Annotated in this window: 22 protein-coding genes; 15 read left to right on the top strand and 7 right to left on the bottom strand. The window is 41.3% G+C overall.

What is annotated here, in order from left to right; translation table 11 throughout:
• Nucleotides 1–157: 157 nt before the first annotated feature.
• Together G7074_RS10045 and G7074_RS10050 are read left to right on the top strand one after the other, a co-directional pair.
• Nucleotides 158–799 (top strand): DUF47 domain-containing protein, encoded by a 642-nt coding sequence (locus tag G7074_RS10045; RefSeq protein ID WP_199748290.1) that lies wholly within the window; start codon nt 158–160, stop codon nt 797–799.
• Nucleotides 800–811: 12 nt separating this feature from the next.
• Complete coding sequence (locus G7074_RS10050) at nt 812–1,822, top strand: inorganic phosphate transporter (RefSeq protein ID WP_124558858.1); 1,011 nt, start codon at nt 812–814, stop codon at nt 1,820–1,822.
• A gap of 392 nt (nt 1,823–2,214) precedes the next feature.
• Here the strand turns inward: G7074_RS10050 and G7074_RS10055 are convergent, their stop codons facing one another.
• Both G7074_RS10055 and G7074_RS10060 read right to left on the bottom strand, forming a co-directional pair.
• A complete protein-coding gene (locus tag G7074_RS10055; protein ID WP_166208221.1) occupies nt 2,215–3,513 on the bottom strand; it encodes a carboxypeptidase-like regulatory domain-containing protein in 1,299 nt (432 codons plus the stop codon).
• Complete coding sequence (locus G7074_RS10060) at nt 3,506–4,084, bottom strand: RNA polymerase sigma factor (RefSeq protein WP_124558856.1); 579 nt, start codon at nt 4,082–4,084, stop codon at nt 3,506–3,508. The genes G7074_RS10055 and G7074_RS10060 overlap by 8 nt, the downstream gene beginning before the upstream one ends.
• A gap of 234 nt (nt 4,085–4,318) precedes the next feature.
• On the opposite strand from G7074_RS10060, the gene G7074_RS10065 reads away from it, so the two are divergent.
• From G7074_RS10065 to G7074_RS10120, 12 genes are all read left to right on the top strand, one after another.
• Nucleotides 4,319–5,080, top strand: coding sequence for a DUF4197 domain-containing protein (locus tag G7074_RS10065; protein WP_124558855.1), 762 nt, complete (start codon nt 4,319–4,321; stop codon nt 5,078–5,080).
• 86 nt (nt 5,081–5,166) lie between these two features.
• Nucleotides 5,167–6,099, top strand: coding sequence for a PD40 domain-containing protein (locus G7074_RS10070; RefSeq protein ID WP_166208224.1), 933 nt, complete (start codon nt 5,167–5,169; stop codon nt 6,097–6,099).
• Nucleotides 6,100–6,103: 4 nt separating this feature from the next.
• Nucleotides 6,104–7,030 (top strand): ketopantoate reductase family protein, encoded by a 927-nt coding sequence (locus tag G7074_RS10075; RefSeq protein ID WP_166208227.1) that lies wholly within the window; start codon nt 6,104–6,106, stop codon nt 7,028–7,030.
• 164 nt (nt 7,031–7,194) lie between these two features.
• The gene (locus G7074_RS10080) at nt 7,195–7,746 is read left to right on the top strand and encodes an RNA polymerase sigma factor (RefSeq protein WP_124558852.1); all 552 of its coding nucleotides are present in this window, start codon (nt 7,195–7,197) and stop codon (nt 7,744–7,746) included.
• 11 nt (nt 7,747–7,757) lie between these two features.
• Nucleotides 7,758–8,099 carry a hypothetical protein gene (locus G7074_RS10085; RefSeq protein ID WP_199748289.1) on the top strand — a complete coding sequence of 114 codons (342 nt, stop codon included), beginning with the start codon at nt 7,758–7,760 and terminating at the stop codon, nt 8,097–8,099.
• 437 nt (nt 8,100–8,536) lie between these two features.
• Complete coding sequence (locus G7074_RS10090; RefSeq protein ID WP_124558851.1) at nt 8,537–8,803, top strand: hypothetical protein; 267 nt, start codon at nt 8,537–8,539, stop codon at nt 8,801–8,803.
• 7 nt (nt 8,804–8,810) lie between these two features.
• Nucleotides 8,811–9,050, top strand: a complete 240-nt coding sequence (locus G7074_RS10095) for a hypothetical protein (RefSeq protein ID WP_124558850.1) — start codon at nt 8,811–8,813, stop codon at nt 9,048–9,050.
• 6 nt (nt 9,051–9,056) lie between these two features.
• Entirely contained in the window at nt 9,057–9,437 is a 381-nt protein-coding gene (locus G7074_RS10100) for a hypothetical protein (RefSeq protein WP_124558849.1), read from the top strand.
• Nucleotides 9,438–9,493: 56 nt separating this feature from the next.
• Complete coding sequence (locus G7074_RS10105; RefSeq protein ID WP_124558848.1) at nt 9,494–9,940, top strand: Hsp20/alpha crystallin family protein; 447 nt, start codon at nt 9,494–9,496, stop codon at nt 9,938–9,940.
• Nucleotides 9,941–10,289: 349 nt separating this feature from the next.
• Nucleotides 10,290–11,519, top strand: a complete 1,230-nt coding sequence (locus G7074_RS10110) for a DEAD/DEAH box helicase (protein ID WP_124558847.1) — start codon at nt 10,290–10,292, stop codon at nt 11,517–11,519.
• Between the two features lie 271 nt (nt 11,520–11,790).
• The gene (locus G7074_RS10115; protein WP_124558846.1) at nt 11,791–12,264 is read left to right on the top strand and encodes a Dps family protein; all 474 of its coding nucleotides are present in this window, start codon (nt 11,791–11,793) and stop codon (nt 12,262–12,264) included.
• An 80-nt stretch (nt 12,265–12,344) separates the two neighbouring features.
• Nucleotides 12,345–13,256, top strand: coding sequence for an AEC family transporter (locus G7074_RS10120; protein ID WP_124558845.1), 912 nt, complete (start codon nt 12,345–12,347; stop codon nt 13,254–13,256).
• 264 nt (nt 13,257–13,520) lie between these two features.
• Here the strand turns inward: G7074_RS10120 and G7074_RS10125 are convergent, their stop codons facing one another.
• Together G7074_RS10125 and G7074_RS10130 are read right to left on the bottom strand one after the other, a co-directional pair.
• Nucleotides 13,521–14,714 carry an aminopeptidase C gene (locus G7074_RS10125; protein ID WP_166208230.1) on the bottom strand — a complete coding sequence of 398 codons (1,194 nt, stop codon included), beginning with the start codon at nt 14,712–14,714 and terminating at the stop codon, nt 13,521–13,523.
• A gap of 113 nt (nt 14,715–14,827) precedes the next feature.
• The gene (locus tag G7074_RS10130; RefSeq protein WP_166208233.1) at nt 14,828–16,255 is read right to left on the bottom strand and encodes an L-serine ammonia-lyase; all 1,428 of its coding nucleotides are present in this window, start codon (nt 16,253–16,255) and stop codon (nt 14,828–14,830) included.
• Between the two features lie 111 nt (nt 16,256–16,366).
• Between G7074_RS10130 and G7074_RS10135 the strand changes: the two genes are divergently transcribed.
• Nucleotides 16,367–16,861, top strand: a complete 495-nt coding sequence (locus G7074_RS10135; protein WP_166208236.1) for an RDD family protein — start codon at nt 16,367–16,369, stop codon at nt 16,859–16,861.
• Here the strand turns inward: G7074_RS10135 and G7074_RS10140 are convergent.
• The 3 genes from G7074_RS10140 to G7074_RS10150 are packed head-to-tail and all read right to left on the bottom strand — an operon-like array spanning nt 16,842 to nt 19,729.
• Nucleotides 16,842–17,501 carry an MgtC/SapB family protein gene (locus G7074_RS10140; RefSeq protein WP_124558841.1) on the bottom strand — a complete coding sequence of 220 codons (660 nt, stop codon included), beginning with the start codon at nt 17,499–17,501 and terminating at the stop codon, nt 16,842–16,844. The genes G7074_RS10135 and G7074_RS10140 overlap by 20 nt on opposite strands.
• Nucleotides 17,502–17,524: 23 nt before the next feature.
• Complete coding sequence (locus tag G7074_RS10145) at nt 17,525–18,544, bottom strand: PorP/SprF family type IX secretion system membrane protein (protein WP_240916517.1); 1,020 nt, start codon at nt 18,542–18,544, stop codon at nt 17,525–17,527.
• A gap of 3 nt (nt 18,545–18,547) precedes the next feature.
• Complete coding sequence (locus G7074_RS10150) at nt 18,548–19,729, bottom strand: PKD domain-containing protein (protein WP_166208242.1); 1,182 nt, start codon at nt 19,727–19,729, stop codon at nt 18,548–18,550.
• Nucleotides 19,730–19,741: the final 12 nt, after the last annotated feature.

Genomic DNA, 19,741 nt, shown 5'->3' on the forward strand with positions numbered 1-19,741 from the left:
TAAAAAATTAGTTTAAGGCTTACGGGCCTCTCTGCGCGTAAAATCCTGACATTCTTATTGGTAATGCGATTTTTGATGTTGTTTTTGTTAATATAATTAAGAAATTAACATTAACTTAACATTGAGCTTGTAGCTTTGCAACATATTAAAAATTAACATGAACAATATTTTTAAGTTCTTTACGCCTCAAGACAGAAAGTTTCATCCACTGTTCGAGCAGGCAGGAAGCAATGCATTAAAAATTGCTGAAGCCCTTTTAGCAATGGTGAGCACAGCCGATGCGGAAAACAGAAAAGCCATTTTTAAAGAAATTGAGCGACTGGAGCATGTAGGTGATGATATTACCCATTCAATTTTTCTTGAGTTAAGCCGGAACTTTATTACGCCTTTTGACCGTGAAGATATTCACCAACTGGCTACTGCTGTTGATGATGTTGCCGATTACATTTATGGCACAGCTAACCGCATGCAGATGTATAACATGAATACCATTAATGAGCCGATTGTTAAAATTGCCGAGCTTTTGGTAGAAATGTGTACCGATATTGATAAAGCGATTAAAGAATTGCGCAATTTCAAAAATATCCGTGTTATTGCTGATGCTTGTATCCGCATTAACAGCGGCGAAAACCAGGCTGATTATGTATTTACCCTAGCGGTAGCCCGTTTGTTCGAATACGAAACCAATGCAATTGAATTAATTAAACAAAAAGAGGTTTTACAAACGATAGAGAAAGCAACAGATAAGTGCGAGGATGTAGCGAATGTGCTTGAAACTATCTTGGTTAAAAACGCTTAATAAAAAACAAACATGGTAACTACCTTACTGGTTGTTGTTGTAATTCTGGCTATTGCTTTCGATTATATTAACGGTTTCCACGATGCCGCTAACTCGATTGCAACAGTTGTTTCTACAAAAGTACTTACGCCTTTTCAGGCGGTTTTATGGGCTGCGTTATTTAATTTCGCTGCTTATTTTTATTTTACCGACCACAAAGTGGCCAATACAGTTGCTAAAACTGTAATTGAAAACTACATTACATTAGAGGTTATTCTGGCAGGCTTAGTTGCTGCAATTATCTGGAACCTTCTAACCTGGTGGTATGGTATTCCTTCCAGCTCATCGCACACCTTAATTGGTGGTTTTGCAGGTGCTGGTATGACACATGCTTTGCTTACAGGCGCTAGTCCGCTCGATGCCGTAAACATGGGTTATGTAATTAAAATTGTTTCCTTTATTGTGTTGGCTCCGATAATCGGTATGGTAATTTCGGTGGTTTTAACGCTTATCATTATCAATGTGTGCCGTTATGCCAAGCCGGCAACAGCCGAAAAATGGTTTAAACGTCTGCAGCTTTTATCATCTGCTGCCTTAAGTTTCTTCCACGGAGGTAACGATGCTCAAAAAGTAATGGGTATTATTGCAACAGCTTTAATCGCTTCAAAGGTGATTCCTAACTTCGAAGCCATGCCTGCATGGGTTCCAATTGCCTGTTACTCTGCCATAGCATTAGGTACTATGAGTGGTGGCTGGAAAATTGTAAAAACCATGGGATCGAAAATTACCAAGGTAACTGCACTTGAAGGTGTTGCTGCCGAAGGTGCTGGTGCGGTAACATTGGGTATTACCGAACACTTCGGTATTCCGGTTTCTACTACGCATACCATAACCGGTTCTATTGTAGGGGTAGGGGTTGTTAAAAGTGTATCGGCAGTACGTTGGGGTGTAACCATTAACCTGATTTGGGCATGGATTTTAACCATCCCGGTTTCAGCTACACTGGCAGCCATTATTTACGCGGTGATATACTACTTAAAATAAAAAACAAAATCCTTTAATAATACTCAGAAGACCAGGGCCAAAAGCGCTGGTCTTTTTTGTTGTAATTTACCGCAAAGAACGCTAAGTCTTCTCGCAAAGGACACAAAGTGATTTGCAATTTCCTAAGCCCTAACCCCATCATTTCCAGCTTGATCTGATAGTAATCTTAATGCAATAGAAAGGCTAATGATTCATGTTTTATGCTTTAAGATTCCCGTTTTCACGGAAATGACGTAAAGTGGAACGGTATTGTGTTCACTATAGTCGCTGGGATAAACAACAGGATGTTCAGCGAAGCTACCTTTAATGATATGGGTTTACCCTAAGTGGGGCTTCCAATGAAAAGCTCGGATGTAATAATTTGCTTTGCGTGCTTTGCGGTTAAATCTGCACTAAAACTTAACGCTCAGTTCAACTACATCGGTACCTTTTTTGGGAAGTACCCAATCCGGACCATCCTGAATCAGTCGTTTCGCTTCTGCATCGGCTTTTTTGTTAAGCGATTTAATAACTGTAATGTTTGAAGGCCTTCCGTTGGTTTTTACTTTAAAGCTTAAAATCACAAACTGTTCAGGGCCTTTCGGGTTATACAGTTTATTGTTGTTTTCGAGGTATTGCTGATAGTTAATTGTAGCAACCGGAATAGGCTTGGTAATTTCCTCAGCCGATTTTCCATTCAGGTTCTGCTCTGCACGAAGCGTAATTTTAGGTGCAGGTATATTTTCTTTCTTGCGTCCATTCGATCCGGTAATCAGCGCAATTTCGTTGAGTGTTTTTCCTCCACTCATGGCCGACCTGATCGCATTTGGATCTTGCATACCCACCACCGGAATCTCTTTAAAACCAATGGCATTAATTAATAAATCCTTGTCTTTAGCGCTGCTATCAGCTGGCAAGGTAAAATATCCCTTGGTATCGGTTGCGGTTATGTTTTTCGATCCAGCCAGTTTAACTACAGCGCCACTAATGGGTTTTCCGTCACGCTGATCCACTACATTGCCACTAAAAACAATTTTACTTGATCCAAACGATTGTGGTGCAGCAGCTACTGCAAGCGGTTCGTCAAACCTAGCTTGAATAGAATCGGCTTTACGGGCGGCGAAAGCGCTCACCTTAGCTTTACTTAGGCTTGCACGTTCTTCAATTGCTTTGCTTTCTGCAATTTCCCTTTGCACGCTATAATTGGTTGGTGTTGTTTTCTTGTTGATGGCCAGATCGCTGGTTTTAGCATCAGCAATCGCTTTATCAATTAAGGTTGATTTGGCAACTTTGGCCAAAGTATCTGTTTTAGGGCTAACAGCGGCTATAGCGGTAGTAGTATCGAGATTTACCATTACACCACCCGATTTTCGGGCGGCCATTTCGGCATTTCTGCGGTTCGTTTCGCGCATAAAGAACAAAATACTCACCGCAATAAAAGCTACTGTAGCTGTAGCAGCAATGCTGAGCCTTTGTGTGGTAATACCCCAGAGTTTACGCTTTATCGGCCTTTCCGAAACCCTGTCGTGCAGTTGCTTTTGTAAAATAGAAAGTGTTTGTTTGCGTTTAGGCGATTGTTTTAAGCCTTCCAAAGCTTCGGCAACGAAAGGATCTTCCAAGGCCTGCCTTTCTACAAAGTGCATAGCTTTGGCATCAAGCTTACCATCCAGGTAATCTTCCAGTACATCAATATCTAACCAATCGTTATTCACCACTGTTTTTCTCTATACAAATCTTTAAATTCCGCTTACCGTTTTGGATGTAACTTTTTACCTTAAGCATGTCGTAGCCCGTAATATCGGCCACTTCTTTATAGCATTTTTCCTGTAAATAAAATAAATCTACGCTTTTTCGCTGTTCTTCAGGCAAAGTTTGCATACACTTTTCCATAATGGTAAGCTGTGTTTCTTTTGTGTTGTCTATATCCAGATGCACAAACTCGCTGTTTTCCACAAAAGTATCGTCTATAGAAACATTATTTTGCCTGGCCGATTTACGCAGCGCCATTAAGCAATGGTTACGCGTAAGTACATGAAGCCAGCTTTTGAAATTCTGTACCTCGTGCACTTTGAGCTTGGTTACCAACTCTTCAAAAATCTGCATTACAGCATCCTTGCTTTGCTCTTCATCCTTAAAGTAGTTTAGGCAAACCCCGAAAACCAGGTGCATATATTTGTTGTAAAGCGTACCCAATGCATCTAAATTGCCCGCGTTTTTATACTCGGCAATTAGTTTAGCATCATCTTGCTGGCTATTTCCAGCTGTATTTTTTATAAATCTCAAAAAAACAGGTAGCTATATCGAATTATCTTTCAAGTATAAAAAATATTTCTGAGTGATAAGACATAAACTAATCTTTTAGGCTAATCTGTTTGAATTATGCCTCATGAAAGCTATTTTATTTGAGAGACGGGAAGGGATGAAAATTTAACATTTCAACTTTGCCGAAACACTTATCTTTGATCACCAATAAAAAACTGGCCGTTGTTTTGCTTGTCAGGATTAAACACACACCAAATGAAAAGAATTAAAACTTTTTCTACTGCACTGGCTTTACTGCTGTTTGCCAGCTTTACCGTTACTGCCCAGATTAAACTGAGCGATATTTTTAAAAAAGTAACCGAAAAACAAGGAACCACCGCCGGTGCTACAGGAACACCCTCAACTTTCGAAATAGGACAGGGCATTAAAGAAGCATTGCAAATCGGTATTTCGGCTGGTGCCGACAGGCTTTCGGTTAAAGATGGTTTTTTGGGCAACCTGGCGGTTAAAATTTTAATGCCACCCGAAGCACAAAAAGTAGAAAAAACATTGCGGGGCATTGGCTTGAACAAGCTTTGCGATAATGTAATTGTGAGCCTGAACCGCGCAGCAGAAGATGCCGCTACAGAAGCCAAGCCCATTTTTATTTCGGCCATTAAACAAATGACGCTTACCGATGCTACCAATATTCTTTTGGGCAATAAAGATGCCGCTACCGAATACTTTAAGCGGGTAACTACAGCTCAGCTAATGCAAAAGTTTAGCCCGATTGTAACCACCAGCTTAAGTAAGGTAAATGCCACCAAATATTACAGCGATTTAACCACGCAGTACAACAGGTTGCCATTGGTAAAACCCGTTAACACCAACTTAACCGAATACGTTACGCAAAAGGCGATTGATGGATTGTTTATCGAAGTAGCGAAAGAAGAACTGAAAATAAGGGATAATCTAGGCTCAAGAAGCTCTACCTTATTGCAAAAAGTGTTTGGCTATGCCGATAAGAAAAAAAGTTAAGTCTAATTAAAATCATAAAAAGAGGAGATTCAGGTTCTGCAAGGGGCCCGAATCTTTTTGTTTAAAAACAATTTGTAAAATTGTATATGACGAAATTTAACATTCAGCTGGCCTGTATTTTTATAGCCGGCACGGTACTTACAAGTTGTAGCAATCAACAATCAGCAGAGGGCGGTTCGAAAGCGATATTAGATACGGTTTCGTTAAGCAGTAAAAACTATGCCCTGGCCTATCAGGATGGCGAAAAGATTGTGGCTACCAGCATCGATACCATGAAGCAGATTTCGTTCGGTGGTGCTACCGATCCGGCCATTTCGCCCGACGGGAATAGACTTGCCTACACTTTAAGCGATTCTGCTGGGCACCGCTCCATATGGATTGCCGATATGGAGAATAAAAGTCAGGGCGAATTGGTGGTAAATAACAACAATTATTACCAGGCGGTATGGTCGGCTGATGGCAGTACCATTGCTTTTAACATTTTTAACAAACAAGGCCTATGGAAAATAGGCATTATTAAAGCAGATAATTCAGGCTATGTAATGCTTGATAGTGCATCTAAAATTAATGTGTATGCCCCAACGTGGAAAAATGAGAAGGAAATCGTTGGTCAGGATTTAACCAATTTGTACACTTTTGATCTTTCGGGTAAGGTGATTGATACCAAGTTAATTGCAGGTTTAATTGGTAAAGATTTAACCATTGCCAGTAGTAATCGTTTCTTTTATACCAAAGACGGCAACAAACTGATTTTCAATGCCGGCAATACTGATGTATTGGATGGATTAACCGGGCCTGCTGAGGCGGTTTATATTTTGGATTTGGCCAATAAGAAAATCGACAGGCTTTCGCCCAAGGGTATAAATGTATCTTACGTTTTTGTAACTGCCGACGACCGGATTTTTTATAGCGGTGCCGAAAAACCCTTTATTCAATCGAAAATTTATGTAGCCGATTTGAAGGGTAACAGTAAAATTGTGGTGGATAAGGGCACTAATCCAACCGGGGCTTTAAAATAACAATATGGCTAAAAAGGTAAAAATAGTAATCGTTGGGATTGGCGGTGTCGGCGGCTATTTCGGCGGTTTGCTGGCTAAAAAATATGCTGGAAAGGGAGCTGTTGAAATCGTTTTTGTAGCTCGTGGCGAACATTTAAGTGCAATTAAAGCAAATGGTTTAAAGGTGATAAGGGGCAATGAAGCTTTTATTGCAAGTCCAGATCTGGCAACCGATCATTTTGATGAAACAGGCATAGCTGATTACATTATCATTTGTACCAAAAGTTACGGTTTAAACCAAACACTCGACAGTTTAAAGCCTTGTATTGGCCCACAAACTGTGCTTCTGCCATTGTTAAACGGTGTTGATGCCTATGATATCATTAACCGGCGTTTCCCAGAAAATACGGTGTTAAAAGGTTGTGCCTTTATCATTTCGCGGTTAAAAAGTGCAGGTGTAATTGAAAACTCGGGTGCGATACAGAAAATATCTTTCGGATTAGATGGACCTTTAACATCAGAGGTATTATTGCTTAACGATATATGCCGTGATGCTGGAATTGAGGTAAACTGTACCGATAAAATTTCGACCGCAGTATGGGAGAAATTTATTTTTATATCGCCAACCGCCACAGTTACCTCTTTTTACAATAAAACCATTGGTGAGGTACTCTTGCACCATAGTCATGAAGTTAAGCTACTGATTGCCGAAATAAAAAGCCTGGCTTTAGTCAAAGGGATTTCCCTCGGTGACGATATTATGGAAAGGACCTTTAATACCATGAAATCGATGAAGTACGAAGCCACTTCTTCAATGCACAGGGACTATCTGGGGCAAAAACCTGAAACGGAAGTAGAATCGTTAACAGGTTACATTGTGCACGAAGCCGCTAAATATGGTTTGGAAACACCAATCTACACGCATTTTTACGCAGGCCTGGTTGTGAGGTAAAATTATTAGGAGAATTAAAAATCCTCAGTTCATAAGGACAGGAAAACATATCCTGACCAACATAGCGATTCATTTTCAGAGTATTAGCTTTTTTTTGAAAAAATTAAAGAAAATTTAAAGTAATATTGAGTTTCATCCGTTTACTGGTTTACAAAAGATAAATAGTGCCAAAAAACGAACCTCAAAATATCATTTCTACAGTTGCCAGTTACGGTAAGCGCCTCTTTAGTTTCATCCGTGGGCGGGTGAATACGGACGAGGATGCAGAAGATATTTTGCAGGATGTTTGGTTTCAATTAAGTAACCAGCCCGAGGCGGGTGCCATTGAGCAGATTAGCGGCTGGTTGTATCGTGTAGCACGGAATAAAATAACCGATAAGTACCGTAAACAGAAAGAAGAACGGCTGGAAGATTTTACTTTTGAAGGGGAAGATGGCGAAATCAGTTTTAGGGATATATTGCTGGCCGAATCTTATTCGCCCGAAGAAGAAAGTTTAAAAAAGCTCTTTTGGGATCAGCTTTTTTTAGCACTCGATGAGCTGCCAGAAAACCAGCGATACGTATTTGTTCAGAATGAGCTCGAGGAACGTACCTTTCAGGAGCTGGCCGATGAAACCGGCGAAAATATCAAAACTTTAATATCGAGAAAAGGTTATGCGGTAAAGCATTTACGCAGCCGCTTACAAAATTTATATCAGGAATTTATCAATTATTAAATTTGCAGGAGATGAGAAATAGAAAGTTTAGTAAAGGCAAGAAATTCATTTTCTTTTTACCTGTGGTAGTACTAATTGCCACCGCTTTGGGTTTTGTAGTAATGTACTTGTGGAACTGGATTTTACCTGAAGTAGCCCATGCCGGGCGACTTAATTTCTGGCAGGCAATTGGGCTGCTCGTGCTGTGCCGCATATTGTTCGGTAATTTTAATAAAGGCGGCGGCGGTGGTTTCCGCGAAAAAGCACATAATATGCGTGCGAAATGGCACAGTATGAACGAAGAAGAAAGAGCGAAGTTTAAAGAAGAATATAAACGGCGTTGTGGTGGCTGGGGCCGCCACGATCAGCGATAAAGAGTGATTTGAAGCCAGCTAAGCTGGCTTTTTTGTTGCTTGTCTATTTTATTTCCTAAAAAGTCTGTCATCCTGAGGGTTAATTTATTTCATAAAAATTAATATTTAGTAACAGCCCATTCAGGGACGTCATTTCGAGCGAAGTACAACGTAGCCGAGAAGTCTATTTAAAGATCTCTCACCGCCTGTACGGGCATGCATTTCGCCACCGGTGAAAAACCGGGCGGCTCTAGTCACAATGACGATTCTTCTACGGGGTCTGTCATCCTAAGTCTGTCGAAGGACTTTCGGCGCTCCATAGCTGAGTAGCTAAAAGTCAGCTGCTAAAAACTGAACCACCCATACTCCCTGGCTAAGACCCCTCAAAAAATATTTCAAAAAAAATTAAAGTAAAATCTTTTCTCTGCCGTCTACCTAATCAAACAAGGAAATTAACCATGAAAAAAATATTAAAAGCCATAGGATTCGGAATTGTACTGGGTGCAGCCGTATTCTTCGTTCCATTTATATTCAAATTTATTTTAATTGCCATGCTCATCGGAATGGTGTTCAGAATTTTTGCCTTTAACCGCCGCAGGCGCTTTGCCCAGCGTTTTAATGAATACTACCCCAATCACTTTGAACAGATTACCCCAATTGATGGTCAATGGTACCGTCCAAACGTTCAGGGTAACGGCGTAGCAAACAGTATTAACATAAATTAATTTAGCCATGAGAGCATTTAGAATATTTTTAGTCTTAGTAGCAGCCGGAGCAACTTTTTACAGCTTAAACGTATTGGCTGTTCAGAACGGATACCGCGACCGGTTAGACTTTAGAAACAGGTACTACCATGAGCATGATTGCAGGCCTGAACAGAAAAGCCATGCTTTTAACCACCACAGTAACAATACAACAAGCGCTTTTGAGTTTAAGCCAGAAGCCACTCAACACATCGTCCCCGTAAAATAAACTGATATGTCGCGCGTACTTTTTTTATCCAATCCATATGACAGTTCTGCGAGGCCGATTTTAGGTCTGGCCAACGAACTGATTAGCAAGGGGCAGGAAGTTACATTTTTCAGCTCGGATGAGTTTCAGGAGCCTGTTGAGGGCATAGGTGCTGACTTTAAGCCTTATAAGGGAGATCTGGATATTTTTCAGCAAAAGAAAAGCGACGAATCGAAGTCGGGCCTGATTAGCGCATTGCTCGAACCGATGAAATTTATCGATGATATTGTAGTACAGATCAGGGGGCTAAAATTCGATTATGCCGTATTTTCTCCAGCTTACCCATACGCTAATATCATTACCCAACTACTGGGAATACCTAAAACGCAGTTTGGTGTTTCCAGTTAAAACGCAGGCAACAGCGCTTGAGAATTAATAATTACAAACCATTAAATTTTAAAAACATGTACAACGAACATAGCTGCCATACAGGCAAAATGCATCACGGTTGCGGCCATAGGGGCGGCAGATTTGGTCATCACTTTGGTGGCCGTTTTAAACCGGGATACGAAATGTTTAACCGTGGTTTCAGGCGCGTGCCTGTAAACATCGAGGAAACAGAAAATAGTTTCATTATTCACCTCTTTGCACCCGCTTTGGTTAAAGAAAACCTGAAAGTAGTAACCAAGGATGATGTTTTAACCATTTCATACCAACCGGCTGAAGACGGGCCAACTGAAAAATTTAGTCGACGCGAGTACAGCAACGGTGCTTTTGAAAGAGCTTTTGCTTTAAACGGAAAAGTACTTAACGAGCAAATTTCTGCGGCTTATGCCGATGGAATTTTAAAGGTAACATTGCCTAAAAACCCCGAAACCAATACACCAGAGAAAGATATCCTGGTGGACTAAGTTTTGTCTATTATAATTTCACCAATGCTCCGGTTATGATCGGGGCATTTTTTGTTTAAAGGCTTTTGAGGCTGTACAACTTTTAGGGGTATTATTTTGAAAGCTTCCTGCTGTGGGTGGGAAGCTTTCAAAGTAACTATGATTTGTCGCTGCGCATGGTAGGAAGCTTTCAAAGTGGTTTTGATCTCCTGTTGCTGTGAGCAGCAAGTTTTCAAAGATTTGGAAGCCGGAAAAGGATTTCAGGGCTGAGGGATTATAGTTAAAATGGCCAATCCTGTATTGATATTGAAATGCGTTTGCTATTCGCCTTAATTTGAGGTACTTTTGCTAAAAGACAAAAACAAACAGATTGAATTTTAACGACTTTAATTTTAACCCCGATTTATATGAAGGCCTAATGGCCATGGGGTATAAAAGCGCTACTCCCATACAAGAACAAGCCATTCCGGTAATTTTAGATAATCACGATCTGATTGCCTGCGCCCAAACGGGTACAGGAAAAACGGCCAGCTACCTTTTGCCGGTAATGGACAAAATTAGCCGGGCTGCCGACAGGCATAACAATACTTTGATTTTGGCGCCAACCCGCGAGCTTGCCCAGCAAATTGATTTGCAGGTAGAAGCATTGGCTTATTTTACCAATATCAGTTCATTAGCCGTTTATGGCGGAGGTGATGGTATTGCTTACGAACAGCAAAAACGTTCGATGCGCGAAGGTGTGGATATTATTATTGCTACACCAGGCCGCTTAATGGCACACTTATCATCAGGGGTATTGAAGCTGGAGCATTTGCAGCATTTAATTCTGGATGAAGCCGACAGGATGCTGGATATGGGATTTTACGATGATATCATCCGGATTATCAGTTACCTGCCTAAAAAAAGACAAACACTTTTGTTTTCGGCTACCATGGCACCGAAAATCAGGAATATGGCCGGCAAAATTTTGCACGAGCCTAAACAGATTACCATCTCCATTGCTAAACCTGCCGAAGGGATCGATCAGCAGGCCTATAATATCCACGATCAGCAAAAACAAGCCTTACTAACCGAGATTTTTAAGGACGAAAAATATAAAAGCAGTATCATTTTTGCCTCAACTAAAGAGAAAGTAAAAGCCTTGTATAAAGCTTTTAAAGGACTTGGTATTAAAGCAGAGGCCTTTCACTCAGATTTAGGCCAGAAAGAGCGTGAGGACATCTTGTTGGCCTTTAAAAACAGAAGATTGCCCATATTGATCGGTACAGACGTATTGTCGCGCGGTATTGATGTAGAAGGAATCGATCTGGTAATAAATTACGATGTTCCGGGCGACCCGGCAGATTATGTACACCGGATAGGTCGTACGGCGAGGGCAGCTACAAAAGGAACAGCCATTACCCTGGTTAACGGTAGGGATAAACGCAAATTCGACAACATAGAGAAACTGATTGAAAAACAGGTGCCTCGAATGCCTTTACCTGAGGATATTGCCACGATGGAAATTACCCATGTGGAAGAAAAAAGACCACAGCATAAGGGCAATGGTAAGAAACGGGTTTGGCATAAAAAGAAACCAAAACCTAAACCAACAAGTTAGTTCTGGTCTACGTTGTCATCCTAAGCCTGTCGAAGGACTTTCTGAATTCACAGCAGACATTTCAATAAAATTTAGCCACAGATTCACAGATTTTTATTTAATCTGGAAATCTGTGGCTTTTTAGTTACACATGCGCTACGGCACCAATTTTTATGGATTGATTCCTCCGAAAATCATATGATTTTTGTTGTTTATTTAACAATATGGTGATATTCATTTGCGGTTTTGACAACGATAAAGAGTAAATTAGCTTTATAAAAACAGAATCAAAATGGACGCAAAAATTGGAATAACCCCAGAAAATAGACAAGCAGTTTCAGAACAATTGGCTAAATTATTGGCCGATGAATATGTTCTGTACACAAAAACCCGTAATGCACACTGGAATGTGGAAGGTATCGACTTCTTGGCTAAGCATAAATTTTTCGAAGAACAGTATAACCAACTGGATGAATTTATTGATAGCGTTGCAGAACGTATCCGTAAAATTGGTCATTATGCACCTGCAACCCTGAAAAACTTTTTGGCTTTAACGCACCTAACTGAATACAGTGAGCGCCACAACGATAGTTTGGGTTACATTAAAGATTTATTGGCCGACCATGAAACCGTAATTGAATTTATCAGGGGTAACATTAACCCGATTGCCAATGATTATGGTGATGCCGGAACCAGCGATTTTATTACCGGACTTATGGAAACCCACGAAGAAATGGCTTGGTTTTTAAGAGCGCATTTAAAATAGTTTATCAAATCATTTTTTAAACGCCAATAGGATAAAATCTTATTGGCGTTTTTGTTTTATGGCTATATTTACAGCACCCCATGGCAAATTTTATTATTATCGGTCTGTGCATACTGGCAGGCATCCTTTTTAGAAAAAGCAAAACCCTGCCCAAGGATGCACACAAAGGCATTAATGCTTGGATTATTTACATTGCCTTGCCTGCGGCTTCATTTAAATATTTGCCGCATATTGTTTGGACAAAAGACCTGCTCTTTCCGGTGCTGGCGCCAATTTGTGTGTGGTTGTTTGGCTGGTTGTTCGTTACCGTATATAGCAGGAGCCAAAAACTAAGCAGGGCAACAACAGGCGGGTTAAAGTTAACCAGTTCTTTAAGTAACACTTCATTTTTGGGTTTCCCTCTAATTGCAGCCTACTTTAGCGAAAAAGATCAGGCTATTGCCATTATCTGCGATCAGGCTACCTTTATGCTCTTATCAACCATTGGTATTGTTGTGGCAATCCGCTCGTCGCAGAATCAAAAACTGAGCGCGCAGCTGGTGCTTAAAAAGGTGCTCACATTCCCGCCGCTTATTGGTTGCATTTTAGCTTTAACGGTTCCACATTTTATCACTATTAGCCCACTCGAACCGCTTTTCGAAAAACTAGCCGGAACGGTTGGTCCGTTGGCTTTATTTTCGATTGGTTTGCAACTTAAGTTTGGTGGATGGTTTAGCGAATTGAAACACATCAGCTTTACTTTATTATACAAACTAATACTGGCCCCTGTGGTTGTTCTGGCCATAGCTGTGCTATTGGGTTTAAGCGGTACAATTACCAGGATAACCATTTTTGAAATGGCAATGCCAACCCTGGTAACGGCTGGGGTAGTGGCCGATCAGTATAACCTGAACCCTAAACTGGCTAACCTGGTAGTAGGTGTGGGGATTGTACTGTGTTTTGTTACTACAGGCTTGTGGTGGTTGGTGCTGACTTATTCGGGGTTGGTTTAATCGCAAATGATTTAGCCACGGAGGCATTTCGAGCGGTGCAATGTATTCGAAAACTATTGGGAGCTCAGCGAAGCTAAAGCTGTTTAAAGACTTCTCCATTGCGCTGCGCTCCAGTCGAAATGACGATTACTATGGTAAGATCGGCGTCATTCGTCAAAAGCCCTACGCTTAGCGCACTTCGCGAAAAACTCAACGCGCTTAGCGATTAAATCCAATAAAAAAGCCGCAAAATTTCTTCTGCGGCTCCCCATCATTTAAGCTTTTTTACAAACCTAATTTTTTAGCAATAGCAGATGGAATACCTGCTTTGTTTAATAAAAAGGCAGTAGTTTTATATTTTACGTAGTTTTTGGTTACGTATAAATAACCTTTGTAATCATTGGTTACACCCCAAGAGTTTTTAACGATATAGTATTCTTTTCCATTCTGATCTTTCGATACACCAACAATGTGCATACCGTGGTCATCGGTAGTTTGGTAGTTATCAAAAGCAGCCTGACGGTTTTCCTGTGTAATTTCCATCTCTGCCTGCGGACCATTAAACATATCGGTTTTCTCTTTTACCGTCATGTCGTTATAAGGCGTTTGCGGAACGAAAGCCACACCGTTTTTGTAGCTGAAAGATTTCTCGCTTACATCAGTAGCCCAGGCCACAGTATAACCGTTTTTCAAAGCGTTGTCGATAATGTCGGTAATATCGTTTACTTTAACATTGTAAACCTGATCAAACGACCAGTTATCAGGAACCAATAACGTAAACTTGCTATAGAAAGGGTGATCGTTGAAAGAAGATAACTCTACATAATTATCAGGGTTGATGCCTACTACTTCGTTTGCGAAAGTTTTAGGAGTATATTTTTTGCCATTGTAAGTAAAGTTCTCTGGAACAGCGCCTAAATAAGCATCGATAACACCAGTATAAGCTTTTAACCAGTTTGGTGTTAATTCACCGTTCGAATTTTTAACCACAGCTTCTAAAACACCTTTTTCGATGTCGCCAAGCTCGGCCGTTTTATTGGTTTTTGTACCGTAGTTTAAGCCGGTATAGGCTTCCTGTGGCACTGCACCATATTTTCTGTACATATTAATTACATCGTGCAAAGCACCACCATCGCCTAAAGAAACCGCGCCATGCATACGTACATAGTTGATTCCTTTTTCTACATAAGCATTACGGGCCGTGAAAATCTGCGATAACTGAACAGGTTGTTTACCCGCTTTAATCATTTCCGATTCAAGGAAAGAGTTGGTAGAATAGCTCCAGCAAGTACCCGATGAACCCTGGTTTTGAACAGGCGTGTTGGCCAGATTAATAACATCAGTAAATTTAAAAGAGGCTTTACTGTTTTCGCTTTGGTTGTTTTTTAAAGAATTAACAAGATTGTCCTGACCATAGGTTACTAAAGTAGATAACGACAAAGCCAGACCAATCACACTGATTTTGGTGTAGTTGATCATTTTTTTATGAATAATTAATAAAATTGAGCGAATGTAGAAATACTTGTTGATTTAGGGTCAGAATGTTTGTAATAAATCCATAATATCTGTCATTTAAATGCAACAATGTTGAGTTAGCACTCCGGCAAACTGATCGGGATATTGGTTGCAAGGCCTCCGTCTGAGGTTTCTTTGTACTTTGCATTCATATCCAGTGCAGTTTCCCACATTGTGTTTACTACGGCATCTAAACTTACCTTAGCCTTATCAGGGTTGCTTTGTAAAGCCAGCTGACTTGCGGTAATGGCTTTTATGGCCCCCATGGTATTTCTTTCAATACAAGGGATTTGCACCAGACCGCCAATAGGATCGCAGGTTAAGCCCAGGTGATGTTCCATAGCAATTTCGGCTGCCATTAGTACCTGTCTTTGCGAGCCTCCAAGGCATTCGGTTAGTGCAGCTGCAGCCATGGCTGATGAAACGCCAATTTCGGCCTGGCAACCGCCCATAGCGGCTGAAATGGTGGCGCCTTTTTTGAAAATACTGCCTATTTCTGAAGCGCAGGCAATAAACTGAATAATTTTGTCTTCAGTATAGCCATTGCAGAAGGTAATGAAATATTGGAGTACTGCCGGTATTACTCCTGCAGCACCATTAGTTGGTGCGGTAACCACACGGCCAAACGAAGCATTTTCTTCATTAACAGCCAGTGCAAAGCAGCTTACCCAGTCTAAAATATAGTTGAAACCATTTCCACCGTTTCTAATCGCTTCCACCCAGGTATCGTAATTGGTATATTCGTTTTGACCGATCAGTCTTTTGTTGAGCGGGAAAGCACGTCGGGCAACATCTAAACCACCGGGTAGAAAACCGGTAGTATGGCAACCGCGGTAAATGCAATCGCGCATAACAGCGAAATGTTGTAAAATGCCTTTTTTCGTTTCTGCTTCGGGGCGCCAGGCCAGTTCGTTTTCCAGTACAATCTCGCTTACTTTTAAGCCGGTTGATAAACACCAATGTAAAAGATCTTTGGCTTTCTCGACCGGAAAGGGTAGGTCTACCTGCGGTTTATTGCTGTTGTCTTCACCCTCTTTTACCACGAAACCACCACCAATAGAATAGTAGGTTTCTGAGAAAGCTTTTCCATTGCTTAAAAAAGCCTGAAAAGTAACGGCGTTGGGGTGGAAGGGCAGGCTTTCGGAAAACAGGAAAAGCAAATCTTCTGTATAATCGAAATCAATAACGAGTTGATTGGCCAGGTTCAGTTTTTTGTTCTTTTGTATGGCTTCGAAAGTTGGCGTTACTGCATCTACATCAAAAGTTACCGGATCGGCACCTGTTAAGCCTAATAAAATGGCAACGTCAGTTCCATGGCCCTTACCTGTTTTAGCAAGCGAGCCATACAACAATATTTTTATGCCTTCTACGGTATCAATCGGGTGGTTTTGCGCTAGAGAAGCGGTAAACTGCTGTGCTGCCCTCCACGGACCTAAAGTATGCGAGCTGGATGGGCCGATGCCTATTTTAAAAATATCGAAAACTGAAATCTGTTCCTTAATCATCACGAAAGTTAGTTATGCAAAGCTATGATTGTTTTGTGATTTTTAGCTAAATAATTTTTTGCTGCTGCCTGAAAAAGTTTTACATTGTTAGGCACTAAAATAATGCCTCAAATGCAATTCGACCCGTTTAATAGAGATTTAAATTTAGCTTACTGCCGAGCTTCTACGCAGAAAAGGTTTGCTAACCACGTTATTGATGTACTCGTGTTCTACGTTGCGTTATTTGTTGGCGGAATTGTGATAGAAATAATCTATCCAGGTTTGTTGGATGGTATCAACGGTTTGTTGCTGATCCGCTTAATCGGAATGGTTTGTTACAGCTTGTTTATGTGTTTTATTGAAGCTGTTTCACGTGGAAAATCAATCGGTAAATTAATTACAGGAACAAAAGCAGTAAATTCAGACGGGACAGAAATCGATTTTCCGAAAGCCTTTCTGCGTAACATCATACGCGCGGTTCCTTTTAATGAACTTAGTGCATTGGGAAATCCCTGCGAACCCTGGCACGACAGGTGGTCGAATACAATTGTGATAGAAGAGAAAAAACTGGCATTGCAGAAGCAACGCACGGATTTGTTTGAATCTGTTAAAAATCAAACTCTATAATATCATCATCTTTTAGCATCCGCTCTACAAACTTCTGGTGGTTTTGTGGCGTGCCGGTAGCCGTCCAGTTTCCGGTAATGATATTATTTACCAGTTGGTGTTTGCCGCGCTGAGGCTTCAGTTTGCTTTCCCTGAAAACTTCCTCATAGCTTTCTAAATCGCCATGGGTATGCTGTTTTTTAACAATGCGGTACACCCGTTTGGTAAAGCGACGGTCGCCAATTTCTTCTAAAAAAGGAAAAATAATCAAGGCCAGCATCACTACAATGGTAACACCTATAGCCTGATGATAATAACCAGAACCAACAGCCATACCAATGGCTGCAACAATCCAGATGATACAGGCGGTGGTTAAGCCTTTAACGCGGTTTTCTTCTTTGAAAATTACGCCTGCGCCTAAGAAACCTATACCTGTTACAATGTTCGATGCAATTCGGTCTTGGCTCGTTGCCCCGATATTAATAGATAGGATAGTGAATAGCGTAGCTCCCAAACCAATCATCATCATGGTTTTTAAACCTGCTGATTTACTTCTGTACTCGCGTTCGGCACCTATGATACCACATAACAGGGTGGCGAGTAAAAATTTATTCACCTCGCTTTGCGTAATGAAATGGTTATTTTCCAGAATCTCGTTCATTGCCTTAAATTAACTAAGGCAAATTAATAAAAATCGTAACATCTTAAGCCATTTGCACGGCCTCCGTTCGAACTATTTGGAAAGTATTTTTCGTAGCCCACCCCAATTTCGGATGTACCGCCGGTATTCGTGTAGTTAATTTTAGAGGTGGTTGCATCATGGCTAATGCCCAGTCTGAATTTTTCGCCGTTGGTTCTTCTATTAAAAATATCGAAGATGACCGAAAAAACAATCGCGTCGTTTCCGTTTCTATTGCCATCGTTACGGTACCAGATGCCGGCGTTAATACCTGCGTATTTGTATTGCATACCCGCACTGAAAGAAGTAACGTTGGTTTGTTTGTAAGCAACGATAGAAGGGATGAGGTAGCTACCGTCGCGGTCGTACTGATCGGGGATCAGGGTTAATTTGTAGCTCAAATTGCCTGAAACACGAAGGGGTAATTTGCTTTGAAAACCCGAAAGTGATTCGTCGGGCCGGTTAAGGTGGTGGGTAGCTAGCCCCATCATAAATTTGCCTACCACCAGGTTTGCTCCTGCGTTGGCATCTAAATAAAAGCGGCTATCTACGCTGGGGCGCTCGGCACCTGAAATACTGCCGGGAATATAGCCTGTATTAATGTCGATCTGATCGCCAAACACCAGTTTATCCCAATTTAATTTCTGGTTGGTAACGCCAGCCTGCAAGCCAAACGAAAGGGTAAAATCGTCGCCGCCGATAATGTAGGCATAACTTACAGCAATATTATTTTTAACCAGATAAGCTGTGCCTTCGCTGCTGCGGTTAAAAACCAGGCCAATACCACTGTTCAGTCTGCGCAGGTTAATATCGCCCGAAGCAGTCATGTACGAAAAATCGCTGGCCAGGCCGGTCCACTGGTTGCGGTATAGTGCATTAAACCGGATATCGCCTTCAAACTGTCCGGTTAGCGCCGGATTTAAATATATAGGCGCATTGTAAAACTGAGAGTAAATATGGTCTTGCGCCAGTGAAATTAACGGTAGCACCAATGCAAGCAAAAATATGATTATCCTTCTCCCCATCATCTATCTGATTAAATATATTACGCCCGTTTTTTTCGGAGGAGATGAATCGTAGGTCATCCCTTTCCAATCGCTGCCATTGATAAACCTGATATCTACTTTCCAATAATAAACGCCCTGTGGCTGATCCTGGCCTTTGTAAGTACCATCCCAACCCTCTAAAGGTGCACCATCGTCTAATTTGGTTGTTTCCCATAACAACTGTCCCCATTTATTGAAGATAGACATGGTCCATTCTTTTATGCCACGGCCTTTTGCCTTAAAAATCTTGATTTCGTTTTTCGCACTTGCCGGCATAAAGGAGTTCGGAATATTTAAATAACCCGGCACGCCGATAATCCTAACCGATTGGAACGTGCTGGCAGTACAACCTTCCTTGTTCAATACTTTTAAGGTTACGGTGTAAGTACCTTCGTTAGCATAAGTATGGTTGGGGTTTTGCAGGGTCGATTTAGCACCATCGCCAAAAGACCATTCCCAGCTTACGGCATCGGTGCTGGTATCTTTAAAGCCAAAGCTGTAATTCGGAATGGAAAGTTCGTTGCCCGGACTCACGGTGAAAGTTGCCACAGGAGGAGCGGCGATTTGGATGAAATTGGGTAGGGCCAAAGTATTGGTACAGCCCAGGCTGTTGGTAGTGGTTAGGCTAACGGTATAATTTACGCCCGAACCGTTGTAGGTATGTTGTGGCTCAAAGTCTGTAGAAGTTGGAGAACCATCGCCAAAATCCCATACATATCCAACTGCGCCAACGCTGGTGTTTTTAAACTTTACCACAAGATTGGTACAGCCAACGGTTTTGTCGGCCATAAAACCGACAGTTGGTTGTGGTAATATAGTTACGGTTTCGCTTGTCGAATTTGTAGAACAGTCGTTTTTTGCATCAAGCTTAATCGTATATCTACCTGGTTTGGTGAAAAGGTGTGGGAAAACACCGGTAGTAGTAGAAAAGGCTGTGCTGATTTCACCGGTATCTTCGTTGGTAAAGGTGTAGATGAAGCTGCTTGCGCCACTCGTATTATTGATGAAGTTTACGGTAAAGGGTGCACAACCGCTCTTCTCGTTTCCGTTTACCACCAGTTCGGGAATGATGTTGTTTGGCGAAACCCTGATGACCACCGGAGTGGCATTTACTTCACCACAGCCATTTTTGGCAGTCATGGTTACCGTAAAATCTTTTACCACCAATGTTGTAAA

Source organism: Pedobacter sp. HDW13 (assembly GCF_011303555.1).
Taxonomy (GTDB): Bacteria; Bacteroidota; Bacteroidia; order Sphingobacteriales; family Sphingobacteriaceae; genus Pedobacter.